The 23,541-nt window shown below is 34.2% G+C and carries 19 protein-coding genes; 5 read left to right on the forward strand and 14 right to left on the reverse strand.

Features of this window, described 5'->3' with window-relative positions; genetic code table 11:
* Window positions 1-4 precede the first annotated feature (4 nt).
* Window positions 5-733, forward strand: a complete 729-nt coding sequence (locus CA2559_RS03745) for a metallophosphoesterase family protein (protein ID WP_013186511.1) — start codon at window positions 5-7, stop codon at window positions 731-733.
* A gap of 3 nt (window positions 734-736) precedes the next feature.
* Here CA2559_RS03745 and CA2559_RS03750 read toward each other — a convergent pair whose 3' ends face one another.
* From CA2559_RS03750 to ahcY, 11 genes are all read right to left on the reverse strand, one after another.
* Window positions 737-1,123 (reverse strand): VOC family protein, encoded by a 387-nt coding sequence (locus CA2559_RS03750; RefSeq protein WP_013186512.1) that lies wholly within the window; start codon window positions 1,121-1,123, stop codon window positions 737-739.
* A 14-nt stretch (window positions 1,124-1,137) separates the two neighbouring features.
* A complete protein-coding gene (locus CA2559_RS03755; RefSeq protein WP_013186513.1) occupies window positions 1,138-2,073 on the reverse strand; it encodes a 2-hydroxyacid dehydrogenase in 936 nt (311 codons plus the stop codon).
* A 3-nt stretch (window positions 2,074-2,076) separates the two neighbouring features.
* On the reverse strand, window positions 2,077-2,442 hold the full coding sequence (locus CA2559_RS03760; protein ID WP_013186514.1) for a cupin domain-containing protein: 366 nt from the start codon (window positions 2,440-2,442) through the stop codon (window positions 2,077-2,079).
* A gap of 15 nt (window positions 2,443-2,457) precedes the next feature.
* Window positions 2,458-2,847 (reverse strand): acyl-CoA thioesterase, encoded by a 390-nt coding sequence (locus CA2559_RS03765; RefSeq protein ID WP_013186515.1) that lies wholly within the window; start codon window positions 2,845-2,847, stop codon window positions 2,458-2,460.
* Window positions 2,844-4,193 (reverse strand): magnesium transporter, encoded by a 1,350-nt coding sequence (gene mgtE, locus CA2559_RS03770; protein WP_013186516.1) that lies wholly within the window; start codon window positions 4,191-4,193, stop codon window positions 2,844-2,846. Before mgtE ends, CA2559_RS03765 begins: the two co-directional genes overlap by 4 nt.
* Before the next feature lie 64 nt (window positions 4,194-4,257).
* Complete coding sequence (gene rsmA / locus CA2559_RS03775) at window positions 4,258-5,067, reverse strand: 16S rRNA (adenine(1518)-N(6)/adenine(1519)-N(6))-dimethyltransferase RsmA (protein WP_013186517.1); 810 nt, start codon at window positions 5,065-5,067, stop codon at window positions 4,258-4,260.
* A gap of 21 nt (window positions 5,068-5,088) precedes the next feature.
* On the reverse strand, window positions 5,089-5,412 hold the full coding sequence (locus tag CA2559_RS03780; RefSeq protein ID WP_013186518.1) for a DUF4286 family protein: 324 nt from the start codon (window positions 5,410-5,412) through the stop codon (window positions 5,089-5,091).
* An 8-nt stretch (window positions 5,413-5,420) separates the two neighbouring features.
* Window positions 5,421-7,202: a tetratricopeptide repeat protein gene (locus tag CA2559_RS03785; protein ID WP_013186519.1), complete on the reverse strand. Its 1,782-nt coding sequence runs from the start codon at window positions 7,200-7,202 to the stop codon at window positions 5,421-5,423.
* A gap of 63 nt (window positions 7,203-7,265) precedes the next feature.
* On the reverse strand, window positions 7,266-8,537 hold the full coding sequence (gene serS, locus CA2559_RS03790; RefSeq protein ID WP_013186520.1) for a serine--tRNA ligase: 1,272 nt from the start codon (window positions 8,535-8,537) through the stop codon (window positions 7,266-7,268).
* Window positions 8,538-8,673: 136 nt separating this feature from the next.
* Window positions 8,674-9,126, reverse strand: a complete 453-nt coding sequence (locus CA2559_RS03795) for a lipocalin-like domain-containing protein (RefSeq protein WP_013186521.1) — start codon at window positions 9,124-9,126, stop codon at window positions 8,674-8,676.
* A gap of 164 nt (window positions 9,127-9,290) precedes the next feature.
* Window positions 9,291-10,607, reverse strand: coding sequence for an adenosylhomocysteinase (gene ahcY, locus CA2559_RS03800; RefSeq protein ID WP_013186522.1), 1,317 nt, complete (start codon window positions 10,605-10,607; stop codon window positions 9,291-9,293).
* Window positions 10,608-10,701: 94 nt separating this feature from the next.
* Between ahcY and CA2559_RS03805 the strand changes: the two genes are divergently transcribed.
* From CA2559_RS03805 to tamL, 4 genes are all read left to right on the forward strand, one after another.
* Entirely contained in the window at window positions 10,702-11,334 is a 633-nt protein-coding gene (locus CA2559_RS03805) for a 4'-phosphopantetheinyl transferase family protein (RefSeq protein WP_013186523.1), read from the forward strand.
* A gap of 6 nt (window positions 11,335-11,340) precedes the next feature.
* Window positions 11,341-12,051 carry a phosphoglycerol geranylgeranyltransferase gene (locus CA2559_RS03810; RefSeq protein WP_013186524.1) on the forward strand — a complete coding sequence of 237 codons (711 nt, stop codon included), beginning with the start codon at window positions 11,341-11,343 and terminating at the stop codon, window positions 12,049-12,051.
* 113 nt (window positions 12,052-12,164) lie between these two features.
* Complete coding sequence (locus CA2559_RS03815) at window positions 12,165-17,225, forward strand: translocation/assembly module TamB domain-containing protein (protein WP_013186525.1); 5,061 nt, start codon at window positions 12,165-12,167, stop codon at window positions 17,223-17,225.
* Window positions 17,226-17,363: 138 nt separating this feature from the next.
* Window positions 17,364-19,652 carry a translocation and assembly module lipoprotein TamL gene (gene tamL, locus CA2559_RS03820; protein ID WP_013186526.1) on the forward strand — a complete coding sequence of 763 codons (2,289 nt, stop codon included), beginning with the start codon at window positions 17,364-17,366 and terminating at the stop codon, window positions 19,650-19,652.
* 39 nt (window positions 19,653-19,691) lie between these two features.
* Here the strand turns inward: tamL and CA2559_RS03825 are convergent, their stop codons facing one another.
* From CA2559_RS03825 to CA2559_RS03835, 3 genes are read right to left on the reverse strand one after another with little or no spacing between them, the layout of a single operon-like run.
* The gene (locus tag CA2559_RS03825; RefSeq protein ID WP_013186527.1) at window positions 19,692-20,981 is read right to left on the reverse strand and encodes a phenylacetate--CoA ligase family protein; all 1,290 of its coding nucleotides are present in this window, start codon (window positions 20,979-20,981) and stop codon (window positions 19,692-19,694) included.
* Window position 20,982: 1 nt separating this feature from the next.
* On the reverse strand, window positions 20,983-22,656 hold the full coding sequence (locus CA2559_RS03830) for an acyl-CoA--6-aminopenicillanic acid acyl-transferase (RefSeq protein WP_013186528.1): 1,674 nt from the start codon (window positions 22,654-22,656) through the stop codon (window positions 20,983-20,985).
* Complete coding sequence (locus tag CA2559_RS03835; protein ID WP_013186529.1) at window positions 22,657-23,535, reverse strand: cupin-like domain-containing protein; 879 nt, start codon at window positions 23,533-23,535, stop codon at window positions 22,657-22,659. It abuts the gene before it with no gap.
* Between the last annotated feature and the right edge of the window lie 6 nt (window positions 23,536-23,541).

Here is a 23,541-nt window from a genome sequence, read left to right on the forward strand (position 1 = left end):
GACTATGAAAAGAGTACTTGCAATTGGAGATATACATGGTGGTTTAAAGGCGCTGCAACAAGTTATGAAGCGTGCTGAGGTAACTCCAGAAGATAAACTAATATTTTTAGGAGATTATGTAGATGGTTGGAGTGATAGTGCCAAAGTAGTGTCTTACTTAATAAACTTAGCAAAACAGAACAGTTGTGTATTTATAAGAGGCAATCATGATGATTTGGTTCATAACTGGTTAAAAACAGAAGAAACTAATGAGACGTGGCTTGCACATGGTGGTCAAGTTACTTTAGATGCTTACCGTAAGTTAACAGATGAAGAAACTAAGAAGCACAATACCTTTTATTCTCAAATGGTAGATTATGTGGTAGATAATGATAACAGGCTTTTTCTTCATGCAGGATTTACTAATCCTAACGGGCCACAACATGAGTATTTTAAGCCTATGTGTTATTGGGATCGCACTTTATGGGAAATGGTCTCTGCAATGGCTAATAAACCAAAAGATGCTTTTAAGCATTATCCTAAGCGGTTAGATCTTTATAACGAAATATTTATTGGGCACACACCAACCCAACGTGTAGGGTCTGATGTCCCTGTAAATTATCAAAATGTTTGGAATGTAGATACTGGAGCAGCCTTTAAAGGAGCTGTCTCTATAATAGATGTTAACACTAAAGATGTATGGCAAAGTGACCCAGTTATGTCACTTTATCCAGATGAGCCTGGTAGAAACTAATGCCTATAAAAAAGCAGCATCAATAGGTTCCCAAAGCTCAATTTTGTTACCTTCAGGATCTAAAATCCAACCAAATTTTCCGTATTCGTATTCTTCAATTTCTCCTACAACAGTAACACCTTCGTCTTTTAAGACTTTAAGAAGCTCAACTAAATTCTCTACGCGAAAATTCATCATGAATTGTTTTTCAGAAGGCTCAAAATATTTTGTGTCTTCTTTAAATGGGCTCCATTGTGTAGAGCATTTGTTTCCATTTTCATCTTTCCACCAAAACGTACAGCCGTAATCGTCTGTATTTAATCCTAAGTGCGTGTTATACCAATCTTTTATCTGACCTGGATTTTGAGTTTTAAAGAAAAAACCACCTAATCCTGTTACTCGTTTTTTCATAATATAGCTTTTGGTTAGTTGAAGTGTTTTATAATTTTATCGACAATGGTTTGGGCTAATTTTTCTTTACTTTCAATAGTCCAACCAGCAACGTGTGGCGATAAAATTACATTTTCAAACTTAAGAAGTTTAGAAAGATCTTGTGGCATTTCTGAAGAGAATAAGCTTTCAAAAGACAGTTTTTCATATTCTAAAACATCTAAACCAGCACCTAATATTTTTCCATTTTCTAGAGCTGAAACTAAATCTGCCGTTACAACACTCTTTCCTCTAGCGGTATTAATAAGCCAAAAAGGCTTGCTAAATGCATTAATAAATTCAGCATTCACCATTTTGTCTGTAAGTGGTGTCCAAGGTGTATGAAGGCTTAATACGTCTGCTTTTTCTTGAAGCGTTTTTAGAGAGACTTGTTTTGCATGCTCATTTCCTAAGTTATCTTTAATGTCGTAACACAACACATTACAATTAAACCCTTTTAGTTTTTTTGCAAAAGCGTTGCCCATATTACCATACCCAATGAGCCCGACAGTTTTGCCCTCTAGCTCTACACCGCGATGTTGTTCTCGTAACCATTGGCCAGACTTAACTGTAGCATCTGCTAAATTAATTTTATTAAAAAGGTTGAGTAGTAATGCTAAACTATGTTCTCCAACAGCATTTCTGTTTCCTTCTGGTGCGGAGAAGAGTGCTATGTTTTTAGCGTTTGCGTAAGGAATATCTATACTCTCTAAACCAGCACCAACACGAGCTATAAATTTTAAATTTGTAGCAGCATCTAAAAATTGCTTATCTATATTAAACCTACTCCTAATTACGATGCCTTGATAGTTTTTAATCTTTTGCTCAACATCTTCTTTAGATGATGTGTAATCCTCCTCATTAATATAACCAGCATCAGCTAACTGCTTAAGAAGAAGTGGGTGATTATTATCTAGATGTAAAATTTTCAAAACTTAAATTTTAGGATAGTGGGTTTTCGTTTTTTTATCTATAACGTTGCCTGTATGCTTGGTGTCCAGCTTTTCAAATAATAAGACGTGAACCTCTTCACCGTTTTGCGTTTTAGGGCAATGCTCTACACCTTTAGGAACTACAATAATTTCGCCTTGGTTTACAATTTCTATAGAATCTCGAAAGTGCATTTCTAGAGTTCCTTTTTGTACAAAAAACAACTCATCTTCTTGCTCGTGTTTATGCCAGACAAACTCATCCTTAAGTTTAGCCAGTAACACCTGCATATTGTCTACAACTGCTATTTGATGAGGTGACCACTGTGCTTTGAAACTCTTAAACTTCTCTTTTACATTTATAGGTTTCATAGGCTTTTATTAAGATTAAAACATATCCTGAATCTCCTTAGGTACTCTTGAAGGTCTTTTGGTTTCAGATTTAAGAAGACACCATTCTGTTTTAGCTTCAACTATGGTTTTGTTGTCTTTAGGTCTGTAAATTTTATACTTACGTTCACTTTTTACGCCTTCTAGAGAAACTATCCAAGTTTCAATTACAAGCTCATCTCCTTCAAAAGATGCTGCTTTGTAACTTATGTAGTGGTTAAGTGCCACCCAAACATATTCATCTTTTACAGATTGTACTGCTCTTTCTTCCCAGTGCTGTTCTGCAATATCCATACACCACTGTAGGTAAACCACATTATTTACATGGTTAAGATCATCTATAGCAGCTTTTGTAACCACAAAAGTTTTGGAGAATTTACGTTTCAAAACCCTAGTATTAGTTTAGCGAGATAGAAAAATAAGAAGATACCGAAGATGTCATTACTTGTGGTAATAAAAGGTCCTGTTGCAATGGCTGGATCTATGCCTTGTTTATCTAAAATTATTGGTACAAATGTTCCTATTAGGGCTGCTACTATTATTACAGAAAGCATAGAGACGGCAACCGTTATACTTACCATTTGTTCTTGCCCTACCACAAAGCCAAAAAGCATTACTAAAAGCCCAAGAGCAGTACCATTTATAAGACTTAAACCAACTTCTTTAAATAACCTGTTTAATAGGCTTCCTTTAATGTTATCATTGGCTAAACCTTGTACTATAATTGCACTGGATTGTACGCCTACATTTCCAGCCATAGCGGCAATTAAAGGCGTGAAGAAAAACAGAATCGGAAAATTTGCAAGTGCTTCATCAAAACCTTTCATGATATAAACACTGCCTAAACCTCCAAATAAACCCAAGACTAACCAAGGTAATCGTGCTCTAGTGAGTTGCCAAACATTATCATCTGCTTCTACATCTTGAGATATACCTGCAGCCATTTGGTAATCTTTCTCTGCCTCTTCCTTTATAAAGTCTACAATATCATCTATGGTAACTCTTCCTACAAGTCTGTTCATTTCATCTACAACAGGAATGGCTTCTAGGTCATACTTTTGCATAACTCTTGCCACTTCTTCACCTTTTGTGTGCACGGTAACAAAGTCTACCTGAGGAATAAAAATATCGCTTATATGGGCATTTCGTTTTGCAGTTAACAAGTCTTTTAGAGACAAACGGCCTTTAAGTTTCTCTTTAGCATCTACCACATAAATAGAATGTACACGAGTTACATTTTCGGCTTGTTTTCTCATTTCTGCAACACAGCCTGTAACAGTCCAATCTTCATAAACCCTTACAAGTTCTTTTGCCATAAGACCACCTGCAGAATCTTCATCATAGCGTAATAACTCGACAATGTTTTCTGCGTGCTCTTCATCTTCCATTTCGGAGATGACCTGTTGGGCGCGTTCTTCAGAAAGCTCAGAAATTATATCTGCAGCATCATCGGTATCCATTTCTTCAAGCTCTTCTGCAATTTCTTTAGCAGATAACTTGTTTAAAATGCGCTCTCTAACATCTTCCTCTAGCTCCATAAGAGCTTCAGAAGTTTTTTCACTGTCCAGAAGCTTTACGATATAGGTTGCTTCTTCTAATGAAATTTCATCTAAAATCTCTGCAATATCGGCAAAGTGAAGGTCTTCAAAATGAAGCAAGAGCTCTGCGTTGTTCTTTTCTTGAACAAGCAGCTTAATTTTTTCTATAAGTTCTGTGCTAATTTCGAAAGTCATCTTTAAGATGGTTTTGTGCGATTACAAATATAGTGAATAGGAGTTAGCGACTATCTCTTTTTAATTACACCGTTAAATCTTTTTGAATAAGTGCAGTTAACTCTAAAAAGGCCGCTACAGATAACTGTTCTGGGCGTTTGTTAAAAATATCATTAACGCGTAACTCATCTGAAAGTTGAAAGGTCTTTAAACTATTTCTAAGTGTTTTTCTTCGTTGCTGAAATGCTTGCTTTACTACTCTAAAAAATAACTTTTCATCTACATTTAAACTGTAGTCTTCTTTTCTTGTGAGTCTTAACACACCACTTTCAACTTTTGGCGGCGGATTAAATACTGTAGGTGGTACAGTGAACAAATACTCGGCATTATAAAATGCTTGTGCCAAAACAGAAAGAATACCATATGCTTTCGATCCTTCTTTCTCACAGATACGTTTTGCAACTTCTTTTTGAAACATTCCTGTAAACTCTGGAATTTGATCTCTAAGCTCTAATGTTTTAAAAACTATTTGAGTAGAAATATTATAAGGGAAGTTTCCTGTTATGGCAAACTGTTCATCACCAAACAATTGAGACAAATCATACTTTAAAAAATCTGCATATAATACACGAAATGATTTGCTTGAAATCTTACTAGCATGCTCTATGCTAAAATGATCTTTTAAATAATCGACAGATTCCTGATCAAGATCCATAGCGGTTAATGCTACATCTTTTTCTAAAAGGTACTTTGTAAGCACACCTGTTCCAGGTCCTATTTCTAATACGTGATCATAACCTTTAAATGATAAAGTATTACCAATCTTCTCGGCTGTTTCTTCATCGTTTAAAAAATGCTGACCTAAATGTTTTTTTGCTCTTACCGGATCGCTCACATTGTAGTTTTAAGTTGTTGCTTATTTTGCTTGAGCCATAGCTTCTCCTACAACTTCCATTTCTGTCCTAAAGGATACAAATTTACCTGCAAAGCGTTTGCTTTCATTCCTTAATCTATCTGCATCTTCACTGTAATATCGATCTAACATAGCTTTATCTTCTGTAAAATACTGTACAGAGTATGTAAAACCTCCCATTTCTTCTTCAACAAGAACACGAGACATAATGGCTCTTGAAAACTTTTTAGTGTCTAACATCATAGGGATGTGTTCTTTTTGCATCCATTGTATCCACTCGTTGTGAGCGCTTTCTTCTACGTTTGTGGTAACGTTGTAAATAATCATAAGGTTGTTTAGTTTATATCGTCACCACGTAAAGTGCGGTAACGTTTTCTTGCATCTACATAAAAGATACTGTCTGCATAATCAAAAATTACTTTTTCATAATTTGCTTTTGCATCTTCTGGTCTTGCAAGGTGTTCATCATATAATTTTGCTAAGCCATAATAGGCATCATCGCCTAATATATCTGTGGGATAAAAGGTTATAATTTTTTTATAATTGGCTTCTGCTTTTTCAAATTCTTTAGCTTCAATAAAGAGGTTTGCTTGTCTTAGCAGCGCTTCGTCCTCAATTTTTTCACCTTTATGCTGTATTAAAATCTCCTCAAGCACCGCAATGGCAGCTTCATTTTTCCCTTTAAAAGTTAATAGGTCTGCTTTTGCAAACTTTTTTAACGCAGTTTGGGTGCTGTCTTCTAGAGAGTTGTCTTTTATAAGTAAACTTAGCTCCATAGCATCGTTTGCTATAAGCTGTGATGCCGAGGCTTTTAAAACATCTAGTTGAGTTTCACTCCAAGAAAAATCGCCTTTATAGTAACTTGTTTTAGCAACCTTAAAGCGTGCTTCTTGAGATAAGGTGTTATTTTTTACAATATTCTGAATTTGAGAATAGTAAATTAATGCTTGGTTAAATTTTTCATCTAGAACCAGAATATCTGCCAAGGCCATTTTAATTGTCGCTTCCTGAAATCTATTTTTATCTTGGTCTAGTAAGTTTTTTAAAGTTGAAATAGCACTTGCAGTTTGCTCTTTTTTAAAGGCTAAAAAATTAGCATAAGCAATTTGTAGCGACATGGTTTCAATGCTTTTACCGTAAGCTTGAAACAAAGAAGAAAACTCTTCTTCTATATCATCCCAATGTTTAGGTGTTGCATTTTTAATATCTAATCCTAATTTTAACTCGTGTGCTCTTAGTTTGGTTTCTGGTAATCTTGCTTCTTCAACTATATAGCTTAAAATATCTCTTGCGGCATCATTATCGTTATCTTCAATAGCTATTAGGGCAACATCGATTATGCCTTCCAAAGTTTCTTGAGTTCTTAAGTACACCGCTTTTTCTTGGAGAAATGCTTTTTTATATTCTTTTTGTTGAATAAATAACCAACTAAGCATTTCATTATACAAGACTTTGGGATCTTGCTGAAGCCTTTTTAGTAATAAGGTCTTTAAAATAACATTGCCGTCATTATATGGATCTTCACTTATAAACTGCTCTATATTTCTATTAGCAGTTATCATATATTGAGGGTTTTTATTAACTAAATCTAGGTAACTATTAAACATCTTCTCGATATTACCTTGTTCGCCATAAAGTCTTGCCAATTGTATGTCGAAATTAGACTTAGGGTTTAAAGTCATCCCTTTTTCGTAAGCTGTAATAGCCTCATCTAACTTATTGTACTTTTGAAAGGTAGACCCAATAATATAAGCGCTATTAGGATTTTGGTCTATTAGCGCCAAAGCCTCTTGATAATAAGTATTAGCTTCTGTAATTTTATCTTGAAGTTCATAATTATGCCCTAACTCTATATAGGTGTTTGGAAATTGAGGTGATTGCTTAATCTTTTCTAAAAGTAAGCTTTCTACTTCCTTATATTCTTCTAACTGCTGATGCGCATTGACCAACCCCATAAAATAGGTTGTATTAAACTTTTGTTTTTTATACAACTTTTCATAGATGGCTTTTGCCTTTGCATATTCACCTTGCTCTACATAGTTTCTTGCCAACTGTTCATTTTGTGCGAGAACAGCTAGATTTATAAATAGCAGAACAAAGAATATAAGGTAACGCATAGGCTAAAGATACACATTTGAAAAAGGAAATAAATCAAAAACTAAGCCGAAGCAATTACGGTATTAGTTTATAACGTCAAATCCGCAATAAGGCACTAGTACTTCTGGAATTTTTATACCATCTGGTGTTTGATAATTTTCTAAGATACCTGCAAGTACTCTTGGTAATGCTAAAGCACTACCGTTTAAGGTGTGTGCTAATTGCTTACTGCCATCTGCAGATTTATACCTAAGCTTTAATCTGTTAGCTTGAAAGGTTTCAAAGTTTGAGACAGAAGAAATTTCTAACCAACGGTCTTGTGCTGTAGAAAACACTTCGAAATCATAAGTTAAAGAACTTGTAAAGCCAAGATCACCACCACAAAGTCTTAAAATTCTAAATGGTAATTTAAGCTCTCTAAGTATGTCTTTTACATGTTCTACCATTTGGTCTAAAACTGCATAAGAGTCTTCTGCTTTTTCAATACGTACAATCTCTACCTTGTCAAATTGATGTAACCTGTTTAAACCTCTAACGTGTGCCCCATAACTTCCAGCTTCACGACGAAAACAAGGTGTGTAACCTGTGTGAGTTATAGGTAAATCTTTTTCATCTAATAAATCGCCACGGTATAAGTTAGTTATAGGTACTTCTGCAGTTGGTATAAGAAATAACTTATCTACAGTAGCCTCATACATTTGTCCTTCTTTATCTGGTAACTGCCCAGTTCCAAATCCAGATGCTTCATTTACCAAATGTGGTACTTGTACTTCATTATATCCGGCAGCAGTATTCTTATCTAAAAAATAACTTATTAAAGCACGTTGTAAACGAGCTCCTTTACCTTTATAAACAGGAAAACCTGCGCCTGTAATTTTATTACCAAGCTCAAAATCTATAATGTCATATTTTTTTGCAAGTTCCCAGTGTGGTTGAGAGCCTTCTGCCAATACAGGAATATCACCTTCATTAAAGACCTCTTCATTATCTGCTTCATCTACACCTGCAGGAACAAGATCATTAGGAATATTAGGAATCTCAAATAAGATATTTTGTAACTTTTCTTCAGCGTCACGAAGTTCATCTTGTAGTCGCTTAGAGTTTTCTTTTAAGTCTGCAGTTTGCGCCTTTACAGCATTTGCTTTTTGATGCTCACCACTTTTAAACAACATACCAATTTCTTTAGAAAGGCGATTGCTTTCTGCCAAAACAGCATCTAAATCTGTTTGAGAAGCCTTGCGCATATCATCATATTTTAAAGCATCTTCAAATAATGAAGTGGCATCAAAATTTCTCTTTTTTAAAGCTGTGATATAAGCGTCTTTGTGCGCTCTAATGTTGTTGACTTGTAACATAATGGTCTTTACTAAATTGAAGCTTCAAAGGTACGTTGTTGTTTAGGCTTATCAAAGTTTGAAGTTTATTAAAACTTAAAAAGCTTCTACCATAATGATGATAGAAGCTTTTTTTAATACGTTTTATAAAGAGAAACTATCTGGTAAATGTAGTTTCAAAAGAAATAAGTTCTCCAGAAGATGTGTAACCTTCTTCTATAAGGCTTAAAATACTATCGTTTATAATACCTATCTCAATTTGAGATTGATTTTGGTTTTCAATAAATAATAAAGCATCATCTGCTTCAAACTCATACAGTAAAGACTTTGTACTGTTTAAATTACAGTCTTCTGTATCTGAGTTTATTCTATATGTTGTGGTTGTTACTTGCTCACCATCAAAAGTAATTGTGCCGCTTTTGTTACATTCATTAAGCGTGACAGTTTCGCCGTTTTGTGTTTGATTAGACAATTGCCAAGTTCCAATAATTAATGCTGCTCTATTTATGGCACTATCTTCATAATCTACGTCTAAATCTTCTGTAGAATCTGAGCAAGAAATTAAGCTTGCAACAAAAATACAAAACAGAAAAAAGGAGTTTGTCCTCATAATTGGGGTTTTTGTGGCAAAAATATGCTTTTTATAGATATCTAACCACCTAACCTAAAATAAGTTAACACTTTTTAATTATTTATAATGGACAGTAATATTTGTTGTATAAAAAATCCTCGTTTAGTTAAAAACGAGGATTAATAATCATAAAAATGATAGTTTTAGTATCTGTAATACTCTGGTTTAAAAGGTCCTTCAACCTCAACACCAATATAATCTGCTTGATCTTTGCTTAATTCTGTAAGCTCAACACCAATTCTTTCTAGGTGAAGTTTAGCAACTTTTTCATCTAAATGCTTTGGTAACATATATACTTTGTTTTCATAAGCATCTTTGTTATTCCAAAGTTCAATTTGTGCTAATGTTTGGTTTGTAAATGAATTACTCATTACAAAACTTGGGTGTCCTGTTGCACAACCTAAGTTTACCAAACGACCTTCTGCTAAAAGAATAATATCTTTTCCGTTAACGGTATACTTATCTACTTGAGGTTTAATCTCAACTTTAGTATCACCGTGATTATCGTTTAACCAAGCTACAGCAATTTCGTTATCAAAGTGACCAATGTTACAAACAATTGCCTTGTCTTTCATTGCCTCAAAGTGCTCACCTCTAACAATGTCTTTATTTCCTGTTGTTGTAATAACGATATCTGCATTACCAACTACAGTTTCAAGTTTTTTAACTTCAAAACCGTCCATTGCAGCTTGTAGCGCACAAATAGGATCAATTTCTGTAACAGTAACGATAGATCCTGCACCTTTAAAAGACTGCGCGGTACCTTTACCAACATCACCATAACCACAAACAACAACACGCTTTCCAGCAAGCATAGTATCTGTTGCACGACGAACAGCATCAACAGCACTTTCACGACAACCGTACTTGTTATCAAACTTAGATTTAGTTACACTATCATTAACATTAATAGCTGGCATAACTAAAGTACCATTCTTCATACGCTCATAAAGCCTATGCACACCAGTAGTAGTTTCTTCAGAAAGACCATTAATTCCTTCAGCAAGTTCTGGATATTGGTCAAAAACCATATTGGTTAAATCTCCACCATCATCAAGAATCATGTTTAATGGCTTGCGCTCTTCACCAAAAAATAAAGTCTGCTCAATACACCAGTTAAACTCTTCTTCTGTTAAACCTTTCCAAGCATAAACAGGAATACCAGCAGCAGCAATTGCAGCGGCAGCGTGATCTTGAGTAGAAAAAATATTACAAGAACTCCATGTTACTTCTGCTCCTAATGCTACTAAAGTTTCAATTAGTACAGCAGTTTGAATTGTCATGTGAAGACATCCTGCAATACGAGCTCCTTTTAATGGTTGCTCATTTTTATACTCTTCACGAAGAGACATTAAACCAGGCATCTCTGCTTCGGCCAATTCAATTTCTAGACGACCATAAGCCGCTAGAGACATATCTTTTACTTTATAAGGCTCGTAAGCCACAGATTTAGTAGACATATTGTTATATTTGATATATCCTGAAACGTTTCAGGAGTTATTAATTATTGATTTTTAAATCGGTCGCAAAATTACAAAATACCTATCATAATATATGCCTCTTTATAAAACTATAACACTTGATGAAGTTACTAAAGTCCTCATTTGGAAGATTGAAGAGGATTTTGAGTGGCTATCTAAAGATGTAAAGTTAACAACACATTGCCAAAATAGAGTAGATGGCATGAAATCTGTATTGCACAAGCGTGGTTTTATGAGTGTTAGGCATTTACTTTTAGAAGCTGGTTATACAGATTTTGATTTGTTTTATGATGAGTTTGGAAAACCACATCTTAAAGATGGAAAAGAAATCTCCATCACACACAGTTACAATTTTAGCGGAATTATAGTCGGTAACTCTCCAGTAGGAATAGATATTGAAAAACAGCGCGAGAAAATTCTTCGTATCGCGAGAAAATTTACACCTATTGAAGAGTACAGAACTCTGGCAAATGATGAAGCAGTCATGCGAAAGCTAACAATAGTTTGGTGTGCCAAAGAAGCTATTTATAAACTTTACAATAAGCAAGGTCTTGGCTTTTTAGAACATATAAATGTAAGAGACTTTGATTTTGAGATCCTGAAAACAACTGCTGAAGTTAATTTTGAAGATGCCCACTCAGAATACACAATAGATTTTTTAGAGTTTGAAGGATTTACTTGTGGATATGCATTACCTAAAGCTTAGCCTAAATTGAAACCTCAGAGAAGTAACACTTTATATAAAGCTTTTTTAGAAGGACAAGAGTTATTTGCAATTCTTATAGATCCAGACAAAACCCAACCAAAGCAATTACCGCAACATCTTAAAAAACTACCCAACCAAACTACGCACATATTTGTTGGAGGCAGCACTGTACAGAAAGACCAAACAGAACCATTAGTAAAAGCACTAAAACAACATACAACGTTACCAGTGTTTTTATTTCCTGGTGATGCATCTCAAATTACCAATACAGCAGATGCTTTATTGTTTCTTTCTTTGTTATCTGGTAGAAATCCAGAGTTTTTAATTGAACAACACGTTAAGGCTATACCAAAATTAATATCGACTAACCTAGAGATTATACCTACAGCATATTTATTAATAGATGGCGGCATAAAAACAGCTGTACAGCGTGTAAGCAACACAAAACCAATGGCTCAAAATAATATTGATGCAATTGTAAATACAGCTTTAGCAGCAGAGTTTTCTGGAAAAAAACTAATTTACCTTGAAGCTGGTAGTGGCGCTAAGCAATTTGTAAACCCTGAAATAGTTAGGGCAGTATCACGCGTAGTTTCTATTCCTATTATTGTTGGTGGTGGTTTAAGAGATAACAATACTATAGCAGAAATTTATAAGGCAGGAGCAACCATGGTTGTTGTTGGTACTGCTTTTGAAAACAATTCATTTAAAAGTTAAGGCTTTTAAAACTACCGTTTCTGTTAAAAAATAATTATAAATTATAACAACTTGTAAACAGTTTAATAGCCTATTGTTTAAGACATTTGCTTGCTTGTAAATCAGCTTAAAATTTGACTAAAGAAAAAGAGCATAACGATCCAAAACAAAAGCGACCACTTTGGAACCGCATATTGAGAATTTTTTTAAAATTCTTAGCTGTACTCATTTTACTATTTATTATTCTTGTTTTAGTAGTTAGAAGTGAATGGGGACAAAACCTAATTGTAAGCAAGGCTGTAAATTATGTATTTAATAAAACAAATACTAAAGTAGATATAGAAAAACTCTTTATCACTTTTGATGGCGATATACAGTTAGATGGCTTGTACTTAGAAGATAAAAAAGGAGACACACTCGTATACTCTAAATCTTTAGAAGCCGGCATACCACTTTGGGAAGCTATTAATGGAAATATTGGGATAGATAATGTAGACTGGAAAGGCCTACGTGCCAACATTATTAGACAAGACTCCATAAATGGATTTAATTATGAGTTTCTAGTTAATGCCTTTACTCCAACAGATACCACTACAACTGCAACAGATAAAGACGCTCAGTTTCCAGAGATTAGTATTGGGACCATAAACTTTAAGGATTTTAAGGTAAAGTTTATTGATGAGGTAAGTGGGATAGACAGCAAGCTTAACTTAGGCGAATTTAATCTAGATATGGATGAATTTGATCTAAATCAAATGCGTTTTGAGATAGATAATGTCTCACTAAAAAACACAGCAGCTTCATTTACACAAACTAAAAGTGTCCCAGAAACAGAAGATCTAAATGAGTCTCCTAAACCCTACATATCTATAGGAAAGTTATCCCTAGAAAAAGTTAAAGGAACTTTTGAATCTGTTCCTAACAAACTTTTTGCAGATGCTAATATTGGTGAATTAATTTTAAAATTAGATGAGGCAGACTTGCTCAAAAACACTGTCGATGTATCTCAGCTTTCATTAAACTCTACTTCACTTTTATTTAAAATAGAGGATACTCAAGAAGATGAAGATGAGGTCTCTAACCCTACAGTATCACAACCTTTTGAGTGGCCAATCTGGACTGTAAATGTAGACGGTATTAAAATGAGTGATAATAACATATCCTATTTTAAGAACAATGCAGTGTCTAAACGTGGTGTATTTAATCCTGATGCCATTATTATTAATGACTTTAATTTTGAAGCAGAAGACCTTCAATTAAAAGAAAAATCTGCATTAGCAAGTATTAATAATCTTCAATTTACAGAAGTATCTGGCATACAGTTAAAAGAAACTAATTTAAATCTAACGGTTACAGATACAGAAGCTACTGTTTCAGATTTAAACCTTGAGGTAAATAATAACTTCTTAAGAGGTCGCTTAAAGTTAGACTACAATAACATAGCTTCAGCAATAGAAACTCCTGAAAATGCAACTATAAATTTAGATATACCAAACCTTATAGTTAATGTAAATGATGCTTTTCTGTTTCAACCAGAATTAAAACAAAACGAATACTTGCGTGCTTTAAGTAAAAAAAATATTTCTGGATCTCTAAGGATGTATGGGTTATTGAGTGATGTTAATATTCCTAATGCACGTATAAATTGGGGGAATTCAACATCTATTTCAGTTAAGGGACGCATTCAAAATGCTACAGACGTAGAAAACCTTCAGCTTAATATCCCGACGTATATAGTAAACTCAACCAAAACAGATTTAAACCAATTTGTAGTTGAAGATTCTTTGGGTGTAAGTATTCCTAAGGACATTCAGATTAAAGGAAGTTTGCGCGGTATGTTGAATGATATCACAACAGATTCTCGAATTGTAACAACTGACGGTAATGTTACTATTAATGGAAACTTTAAGAATGCAAACGCTATTGCATTTAATGCTTTTGTTGAAACAGATAGTCTTAAGCTTGGTAAGATTTTAAAGAATGACCAACTAAACACACTTAACTTAACCCTAAACGCAAATGGAAGTGGTAGTACTATTAATACGTTAAATGCTAATGTTAGCGCAAATATTAGAGACTTTAAATACGCCAATTACACCTATGATACAATTGCTTTGCAAGGCGAATTAAAAGATGGGCAAGGTCCTATTAATCTAGACTACAAGGATGAGAATTTAAACTTGAAGTTAAAATCTATAGTGACTTTAGATTCTGTTTCACCACAAATAGATGCAACTTTAGACCTTGTTGGAGCAGATTTGCAGGCACTCGGTCTAACTAAACGCAATATTAAAACGGCGTTTCAATTTAATGTTAACTTTGAAGGAAATGCAGATACGTTTGATGCTCGAGCAACAATTCACGATGCTGTAAGTGTATACGACAACCAAACCTATCTCATAGGTGAGCTAACAGCAAATACATTTGTAAGACCAGATACAACCTATCTTAAGGTAGATAACAGGATGTTGAATTTAGAATTAGAATCTAATGCAAACCCAACACAAACAACTACTGCAATTACAGAACATATAAACACCTATCTATCTAAACAAGAACTACCAGACAGCTTAAAGTTTGTAAAGCTTAAGCTGAAAGGTAAATTAACCGATGCACCTGTATTAAAAGATGTGTTTTTAGCAGATTTACGACAACTAGATACTGTTAATATAGATGTAAACTTTAGTGCAGAAAAACGAAACCTTGTCGCAAAAGTTGAAGCTCCATTTATAAATTATGCAGACAATGAACTAGATAGTCTGGCATTTAACCTTAACTCTTCGAGAGACAGCTTAACCTTCAATTTTGGATTAAAATCTTTAAAAGCTGGACCTATTGCTATAAAACGCACTGAGATTTTAGGTGAGGTTTCTAACGATTCCTTAAAGCTAGATTTCTTAGCCTATAATGATACAGAAAAGCTCATTCACTTAAAACCAGAATTTTTTAGACAAGGTGATAGCTTAAGTGTACATATAAACCCTTCAGACCTAACATTAAATGCCAAACCTTGGAGTATTCCTGCTAATAATAGGCTTAGGTATATAGATAATGTATTAGATATCGATGACTTTATACTTAGTAATGAAGGGCAATCTGTTACAATAAGCAACAAGAAACCTAACGTAACCAAAGACCATTTAGGCATAGATTTTAAGGGCTTCAAACTTTCCAGCATTTTAAGTTACTTAAACCCAGATAAGGTATTGGCAAAAGGAGAACTTAATGGAGAGGTTGTTTTAGAAGAACCTTTTGGACAATCTGGTCTCCTTGCAGATTTATCTATACAGCGATTTCGTGTTATGGATGTAGATTTAAATACTTTAACCTTAAAAGCTAATTCTTCTGGTGGTGATAAGTACAATCTAGATATGCTTGTAAACGGTGGCGCTGTAAACTTGCAGTTAAAAGGAGATTATCTAGCAAAAACCACAGGAGCAGAACTAGATTTAAACTTAGATATTAAAGAGTTTAAAATGAAAGCTTTAGAAGGTTTTAGTCAAGAGCAAATTAAAAATGCCAGCGGTAGTTTTAAAGGTAATATAGCCGTTTCTGGAACAACGACAGATCCTCAATATGAAGGAGACCTTAATTTTAATGATGCTAAATTTAACGTCGCTCAACTTAATGCAGGCTTTCAATTAGGTAATGAAACATTGCGTTTAGATAATGCGGGTCTGTATTTTGATAATTTCAAGATAGCAGATGAAAAAAAGAATACTTTTACTGTAGATGGCGATGTATTTACAGAGTCGTTAATAAACCCTGCGTTCAACCTGAGTTTTAAGGCAAAAGATTTTAAAGTACTCAATTCAACAAAAGAAGATAATGATCTTTATTATGGTACTGCAATATTCGATTTAGATGCTACATTAAATGGTGATTTAGAGCTACCAAAACTAAATGCTACGCTAAATGTAGGATCAGAAACCAATGTAACATACGTATTGCCACCAAGTCAAGTTGCGGTGGAGAGTCGAGATGGCGTAGTTATTTTTGTAAACAAAGACAATCCAGACTCAATTCTTACACAAACCCAAGAAGAAGAATCTGCCATAATATCTGGTTTCGATATAAAGACCAACATAAAAGTTGGAAAAGAAGCTGTGGTAAATGTAATTATAGATGAGCAAACAGGAGACAACTTGCGTATACAAGGTGATGCCGATTTAAAATTCAATATTTATCCAAATGGTCGTACTACACTAACAGGTCGCTATACAGTTAATGATGGGCACTATGAACTAAGTTTATACAACTTAGTGAAACGCCGTTTTGAACTGAGAAAAGGCAGTACTATAACTTGGGCAGGAGATCCTTTAGATGCAACTCTAGATGCAAGTGCAATATATAGAGTTAAAACATCTGCTTCTGCATTAATGGCAAGCACAACATCTGGAGCAGACATTTCTACAAAACAACGTTTCCGTCAAGAATTGCCCTTTTTAGTGTATTTAAATGTTGATGGCCAATTAGATGAACCAAAGTTAACCTTCGATATTAATTTACCAGAAGATGAGCAAGGTGCTATAGGAGGTCAAGTATATGGACGTTTGCAACAATTAAATCAGCAAGAAAATGAGTTAAATAAGCAAGTGTTTTCACTGTTAGTTCTTAACCGTTTTTTTCCAGATACAGGCAGTGATGGTAGTGGTGGTGGTACAGCAAGTATTGCGAGAGATAACATAAATCAAGCTTTAAGTGACCAGTTAAACGTTTATGCCGATAAGCTTTTAGGAAATACAGGTGTAGAGCTGGACTTTGGATTAGACAGTTATACAGATTATCAAGGAAACAGTCCAACAGAACGCACCACGCTTGATGTGGCTGCACAAAAGAAATTTTTAGACGACCGCTTAGTAGTTCGCGTAGGTAGTGAAGTAGATGTACAAGGAAGCAGTAATACACAAGGTGACGGCAGCACAACACCATTAGTTGGTAATGTAAGTATAGAGTATTTAATAACCGAAAATGGTAAATATAGACTTAAAGGATTTCGAAGAAATCAGTTTGAGAATGTTATAGACGGCCAACTCATTGTTAGCGGTCTTGCCATTATTTTCACTCAAGAGTTTAATAAGTTCGATGAGTTATTTAAAAACTTCTTGAGCAGTAGAACAGGTGCTGATGCAAAAAAAGAAGAAGAAACCAAAGTTGAAGAAGAGAAAGAAAAAGTGAATAAAGACAATGAGTAATCACTATAGGCTAGAAGAATTATAGCAAATATTATAGGGTTTTTAAAACCCTATATAAGTGGGATACAGCCTATAACGTGTCAATTAATTAGCTCATTAAATTTATTCGGCTATCATATTTAAATAAGAAACAAAGACTTGAAATCACACATACATACATACAAACTTCTTACACTATTAATTGCTATTGGACTTCTTACTAGCTGTAGTGCAGAACGTTTCGTGCCTGAAGGAAAATTTCTTTATGACGGTGCAGAAGTTTTTATTGTAAATGATACAATTGTACAAGATGATGCAACGGTACAAACTCAATTAGAAGCAATTTTAAGACCAGAACCTAACACCAAATTTTTAGGTAACAGGCCTGGTTTAACCTACTATTATAAAGCACAGCGTGAAAAATCAGGTTTTTTAAATAAATGGTTAAATAAAAAATTTGGAGAAGAACCAGTATACTTAGATAATGTACAACCATTGGAGGTTGAAGATATTATTAAAAACAGATTAGAGAATATGGGTTTCTTTTATACAGAGGCCAACTATGAGACCTATAGAGATTCAGCAAATAAAAGCGCAACGCTTAGCTATTCTGTAAAGCTGAAACAACCCTACAAGCTACAAAGCTATCAACTAGATTCAGACTCATTATTAATATACCAACCTATAAAATCTACATTAGGAGATTCGCCACTTAAAAAAGGGAATCGGTTTGATCTTGGGTTAATGAAGTTGGAGCGAGAACGCATAGATAGAGAACTAAAACAACGAGGTTATTATAATTTCAATTCTGGATTCTTAATTTTTGAAGCAGATACAAATAGATATGATGCTAAAAAATTCGACCTGTTTGTTAGGCTTAAAAAAGACGTGCCTAAAAAATCTATAATTCCATATAAAATTAGAAATGTAAACATATATCCTAACTATGTACAAGGCAATGATACCACTTCTCAAGACTCCGTAAGATATGCCGATAAAAACTTTATACAGTCTGAAAATTTCTTTAAACCTAAACGCTTAGACCCATATATACTTTTAGAAGAAGGTAATTTGTATGATCCCGTAGCATCTAGAAATACAAGTAGACGACTGGCTGGTATTGGTGCCTATAAATTTGTGAATATAGATTATAAGGAGATAGACACATTAGCAACAGATAGTTTAGGCATTTTAGATGCCAATATTTATCTGTCTCCATTAAATAAACGTGCTTTAAGAGCCGAGTTACAAGCGGTAACTAAGTCTAACAACTTTGCTGGTCCTAACCTAGCATTAACCTTTACCAACCGTAATCTTTTTCAAGGAGGTGAAACCTTAAATATTACGGGAAAAGTAGGATATGAAACACAATTTGCAAGTGGAGAAAATGCTGGTTTAAGTAGCATAACTTTAGGTTTGGGAGCCGACTTAATTTTTCCTCGACTATTGTTTCCTGTAACAATTAGTAAGAATTACTTTAAATACGATATTCCTAAAACCAAGATTAGTTTAGAAGGAGATTATCTAAATAGAAGTCAGTTATACAGTATAACATCTGGTTCTGCAACTTTTGGATATTTATGGAATGCTAATAAGTATGTAACACACGAGCTTAACCCCATATCTATACAATACACAAAGCTTGGAAGCACTACAGATGAATTTAACCAGATTTTAGAAGACAACCCATTTTTACAAAACAGTTTTGAGCAACAGTTTATAGCAGGTTTAACCTACTCTTTTTATTATAGCGAAATGGCCTCTCGTAGGACGCATCAATTTTATTTAAATACAAATTTAGATGTTGCAGGAAATACCGTTAGTCTGTTTGGCCAAGAAGGTGACAATGGTAAAGACGAATTTTTAGGATTGGAGTATGCCCAATATGCAAAGTTAGACATAGATGTGCGTTACCATTTTAACTTTGGAAAAGAACAGAAAATAGCAACTCGCTTTTTTGCTGGTTATGGCTTGCCTTATGGAAATAGTGAGGTACTACCTTTTACAAAACAATTTTTTTCTGGAGGTCCTTACAGTGTTCGTGCTTTTAGAACACGTAGTTTAGGTCCAGGAACTTTTCCCTTAAATAGCGAAGACGATAGGGAAGACACATTTTTTGATCAAAGTGGTAATGTAAGATTAGAAGCAAATATAGAATACCGCTATCCTATATTTGGTGTAGTTAAAGGAGCTGTCTTTGCAGATGCTGGAAATGTTTGGAATACAAATAATGATGAAACGTCATTACCTGGCGGCGAGTTTTCTTCAAGCTTTATTAATGAGTTAGGAATTGGAGTAGGCACAGGCGTTCGCGTGGATATACAAGGCTTTGTAATTCGCTTAGATTATGCAGTGCCAATACATACACCTTTTAAGCCTGAAGGTGAACGTTATGGATTTGAAATAGATAACTCTGTACTAAACTTTGCTATTGGATACCCTTTCTAAAACCAGAGCTGTAAGCGTTAAATTTGTTGAAAAATATTACTAAGGCCTTAAATCAATTAAATCAATTGGTTTTCTGCTCATTTTAGGAAACCGAATAGCGTTTAAAGATGCTTTATCATGAAACTCAACGCGTGGCAACACACGAAGTTTTGCTCTAAAATGATCTTTAATCTCTTGCAGAAATGCTTCAGAAGGATGTTCTGTAGCTATTTTAATTAATATTTCATCTGTTCCTAAATCATTGTGAGAAATTTCAATCACAAAACAAGATATTTCATTAAAGTGATTAAGTACATTATACATTGCTGGCGGATACAATGTGGTGCCTTTATATTTAATCATTTGTTTTTTTCTTCCTACAACTGGTCCTAAACGCATAGTGTTTCTTCCACAAGAACAAGGTTCTGTATGTGCTTTAACCATATCTCCGGTTTTAAAACGTAATAATGGCATTGCCTCTACACCTAAAGTAGTTATAGTAAGTTCTCCAACCTCACCATTCTTAACGGGATTATTCTTTGCGTCTAATATTTCTGCAATAATAAGTTCAGGATGATGATGTCCTCCTTGGTGTTCTGAGCACTCATTAAAGGCAGTACTCATTTCTGTGGAGGCATATGTAGAGTATAGCTCTATATCCCAAGCAGACGTTATCTTTTCAGACAATACATTTAACGAAAAATCATCATTTCTTATAGGTTCACCAATACAAATAGCGCCTTTTACTCCAGTATCTTTTAAACTAATATCATGTTGATTTGCAAACTCAATAAGCTTTAATAAAAAAGAAGGCACACAGATAAGATATGTAGGCTTAAACTTCTTAATGGTATCCCATTGTAATTCTGGAATACCAGAACCTACTCGTATGATTCCAGAACCAAGCTTGCGGCTCCCTAAAAAATAGGCCAAGCCTGCCATAAATCTTCGATCTATAGTGGTCATTAATTGTAAGACATCATCTTTTTGCACACCGCTACATGCAAAAGAAATAGCCTCGTTATATGCTAATCTATCTAAATCTTTATCTGTTAGTGCAAATATTACGGGCTCGCCTAATGTGCCAGAAGTTGTTACATAATCTACAATCTTATGATTTGGAACACAGATAAATTGGTTGTTGTGTTGCTGTAGGTCTTCTTTAGTTGTTACTGGTAAATGTGTTAAATCTTCAAGTGTTTGTATTAACGATGGCTTAATGTTTTCACTTTTAAAAAGGTTCTTATAATATGTAGAATGCTCAGAAATGTAGGACAACATTTCTTTAAGTTTCAATTCCTGAAACATTTTTATTTTAACCGCAGATTGCGTTTCAATTTCTGGAATCATATTAATTTACCTTCAATTTTTTAATGTACAAATTTATACGCTCTTCATCTGGAAGTGTTGTAATAACTTTTGTCTTAGCATCTTGAAATGCTATTAATGCTGCAGCTTTATAGCCTTTGTTTAAGTAGTACAATCCTTGTAGATAATACGGTTTCCAATAGTCAGGATTTAATGAGATAAGTGTATTAAATTTTACTCTAGGAATGTCATCTTCTTGCTTTAGGAGCATTTCAACTTCACGCTCTAAAACTCTGTAAGCCTCATAGTTTTTATAAGCTTCTGTAGTTAAAAACTTATCTTTTGAAATATTTAATGTTGACGTAGATAAACTTGTATTGTTCAATTTCGAATTGTCTTTTGAAAAAATCTCATTTAAATCATAAGCTACAAATTCGCCTAATTGATAGGGGTTAGAAGACACCCAAACCTTTAATTGCTCTGGCTGAAACACAATGCCATGATGTGCTAAGAGCTGATTTAATGCTTTTTCATTACCATAACCTAACGGCTGGTTATTCAAGCCCTTTTTATTTCTTAAGATAGAGACAGCTTCAGTAACACTCAATTTATGTTCTTGAGATAAGAGTTCTTGCATACGGTCATATCTATATTGAGAATGACTGTTTTTAATCCAATCTAAATTTCGTTGGTCTTGTTGGTAAGCTTCACTTTGAAAGTGGTTAGAACAAATTAGCTGTTGTGCACTATTTGGCACCTCATACACTCCAAAGTTTGAAGGAGAAACTTCAATTAAAGCCGCTTTCCCATCTTTTGCGCTTCCTATAAAAATTGCTTCAGATACAAACACCTCTCTTTTTTTTGCAATAGCTACAGCTTCATCTATAGTAGCTGCATATTGTAGTATTTCTCTAGCTACAATTGATATTGGAGTCTTTGCAATTAATGGAATTTTAGATTTTCCTGCATTTATTGTTACCGTTAATCCTTGATTGTTCATGCCAGAAACAACACCCATCATGCCGCCCCAAGTATAAGACATATACTTATAGCCATTATCTGGATTTACAAATGCTATTATCTTTTCTTCAGCAAACTCATCTCCTGCATAAAAGTCGAAATTTCTTCCAATTAGTAAGTCACCATTTTCAGACTTCTCATCCCAAACAGCAAATGAAGAACAACCAACTAAAGCTAAGTCTTGTAATGCATGACCTATGTCATGCGCACCGTGAAGATATAATGATCTTAAATACGGAGATGCTATATAATCATACTCGTGCCCAGAGTATCTTGAAACACCATAAATTTCTGTCTTAAACTCTTCGGGAATATAAGTGTACATTTTACGATTATACCACGCTAAGAATTTTCGTAAAACGCCTTGCCAAGTTTTATTAGGTACAAGATCATTTACTTTAGTAAAGAAAACAGACTCTTGCTTAATAATAAGCTCTTTTGTGAGGCTGCCAGTAATTAGTCCACGCTCTAAAGGGTCTCCTTCTACATAAAGTTCCCAAAGACCTTGCTTATTTTTTGTCAAGAAATTTTGTTCAATTCTAAATGTGGAGTCATTTACCGTTTCTCGCTCTACAATAGTTGAATTGTATGGAGCTGTTATTGGCTTATGGTTAATAGATTTATTAACACCACAAGACCACATTAGTCCAAGGAAAAGTATGTATATAGGTTTATATGTAAATTTTTTGTTGAACATTTAAAGCGTCCCGTTGTCTAATTTCTCTTGAGTCTTTTTCTTAACTAGGTTCTCTTTGTAGTCTAGCCATTTTTGTCCTCTAATCTTACGCATAGCATTTTCAAAATGACGCATTATAAACACATTATAAAGTAATGTGCCCAGTTTTTTGGGAGATCTAGGAAACGCTCGTAAAGACATAGAAAATCCTGCGGTATCATAACTTACATAATGCCAATAACCGCTAGGAATAAAAAGAGCATCGCCATGGTGTAACACTGCTTTTATACCGTGTGCTTTTTTTAAGGCAGGATAGCTTTTAAAGTCTGGTTGTTCTATATTAATTTTTTCTATGTTATGAATGGTATAAGGCACACGGTAAAGATATTTTGTTTGTTCTGGCGGAAATAACCATACTGTTTTTTTGCCATGAAAATGAAACAGCATGTTATTAGCCAAATCTATATCGTAATGCATAAGGACTTTAGAGCCTTCTCCTCCAAAAAATAACACAGGTAACTTTTTAAAAAACTTGAGTCCGATGTCGGGATATTTAAAATCTTTAGTTAATTCTGGAATGTGGTTAAGGATGTTAAAAAAGAACATTCTAAGATCTGTGGGCTCTTTTTTAAGAAGCTCTATATAATCTTTAAGCTTCATTTTTTTTACAGGTTCTGCAGAGCTTTGCCTTCCTTTAGTAGGAACACTATCATAAAGAGGCACTGTTAAATTACCAGCTAAAGATTTTATATAATCTAAACTCCACGTTTTATAAGCAGGCCAATTTTTTGTTAGGTTACCTATAACAACAGGTTTTTGAGTTTTGAAATAGTTGTTTGTAAATTGGTCTTTAGATATAGTCTCAACACGATCTGCAGCAGTTGTTTTAATACTATCCATAACGCA

Origin of the sequence: Croceibacter atlanticus HTCC2559 (assembly GCF_000196315.1) — a bacterium.
Classification (GTDB): Bacteria; Bacteroidota; Bacteroidia; order Flavobacteriales; family Flavobacteriaceae; genus Croceibacter; species Croceibacter atlanticus.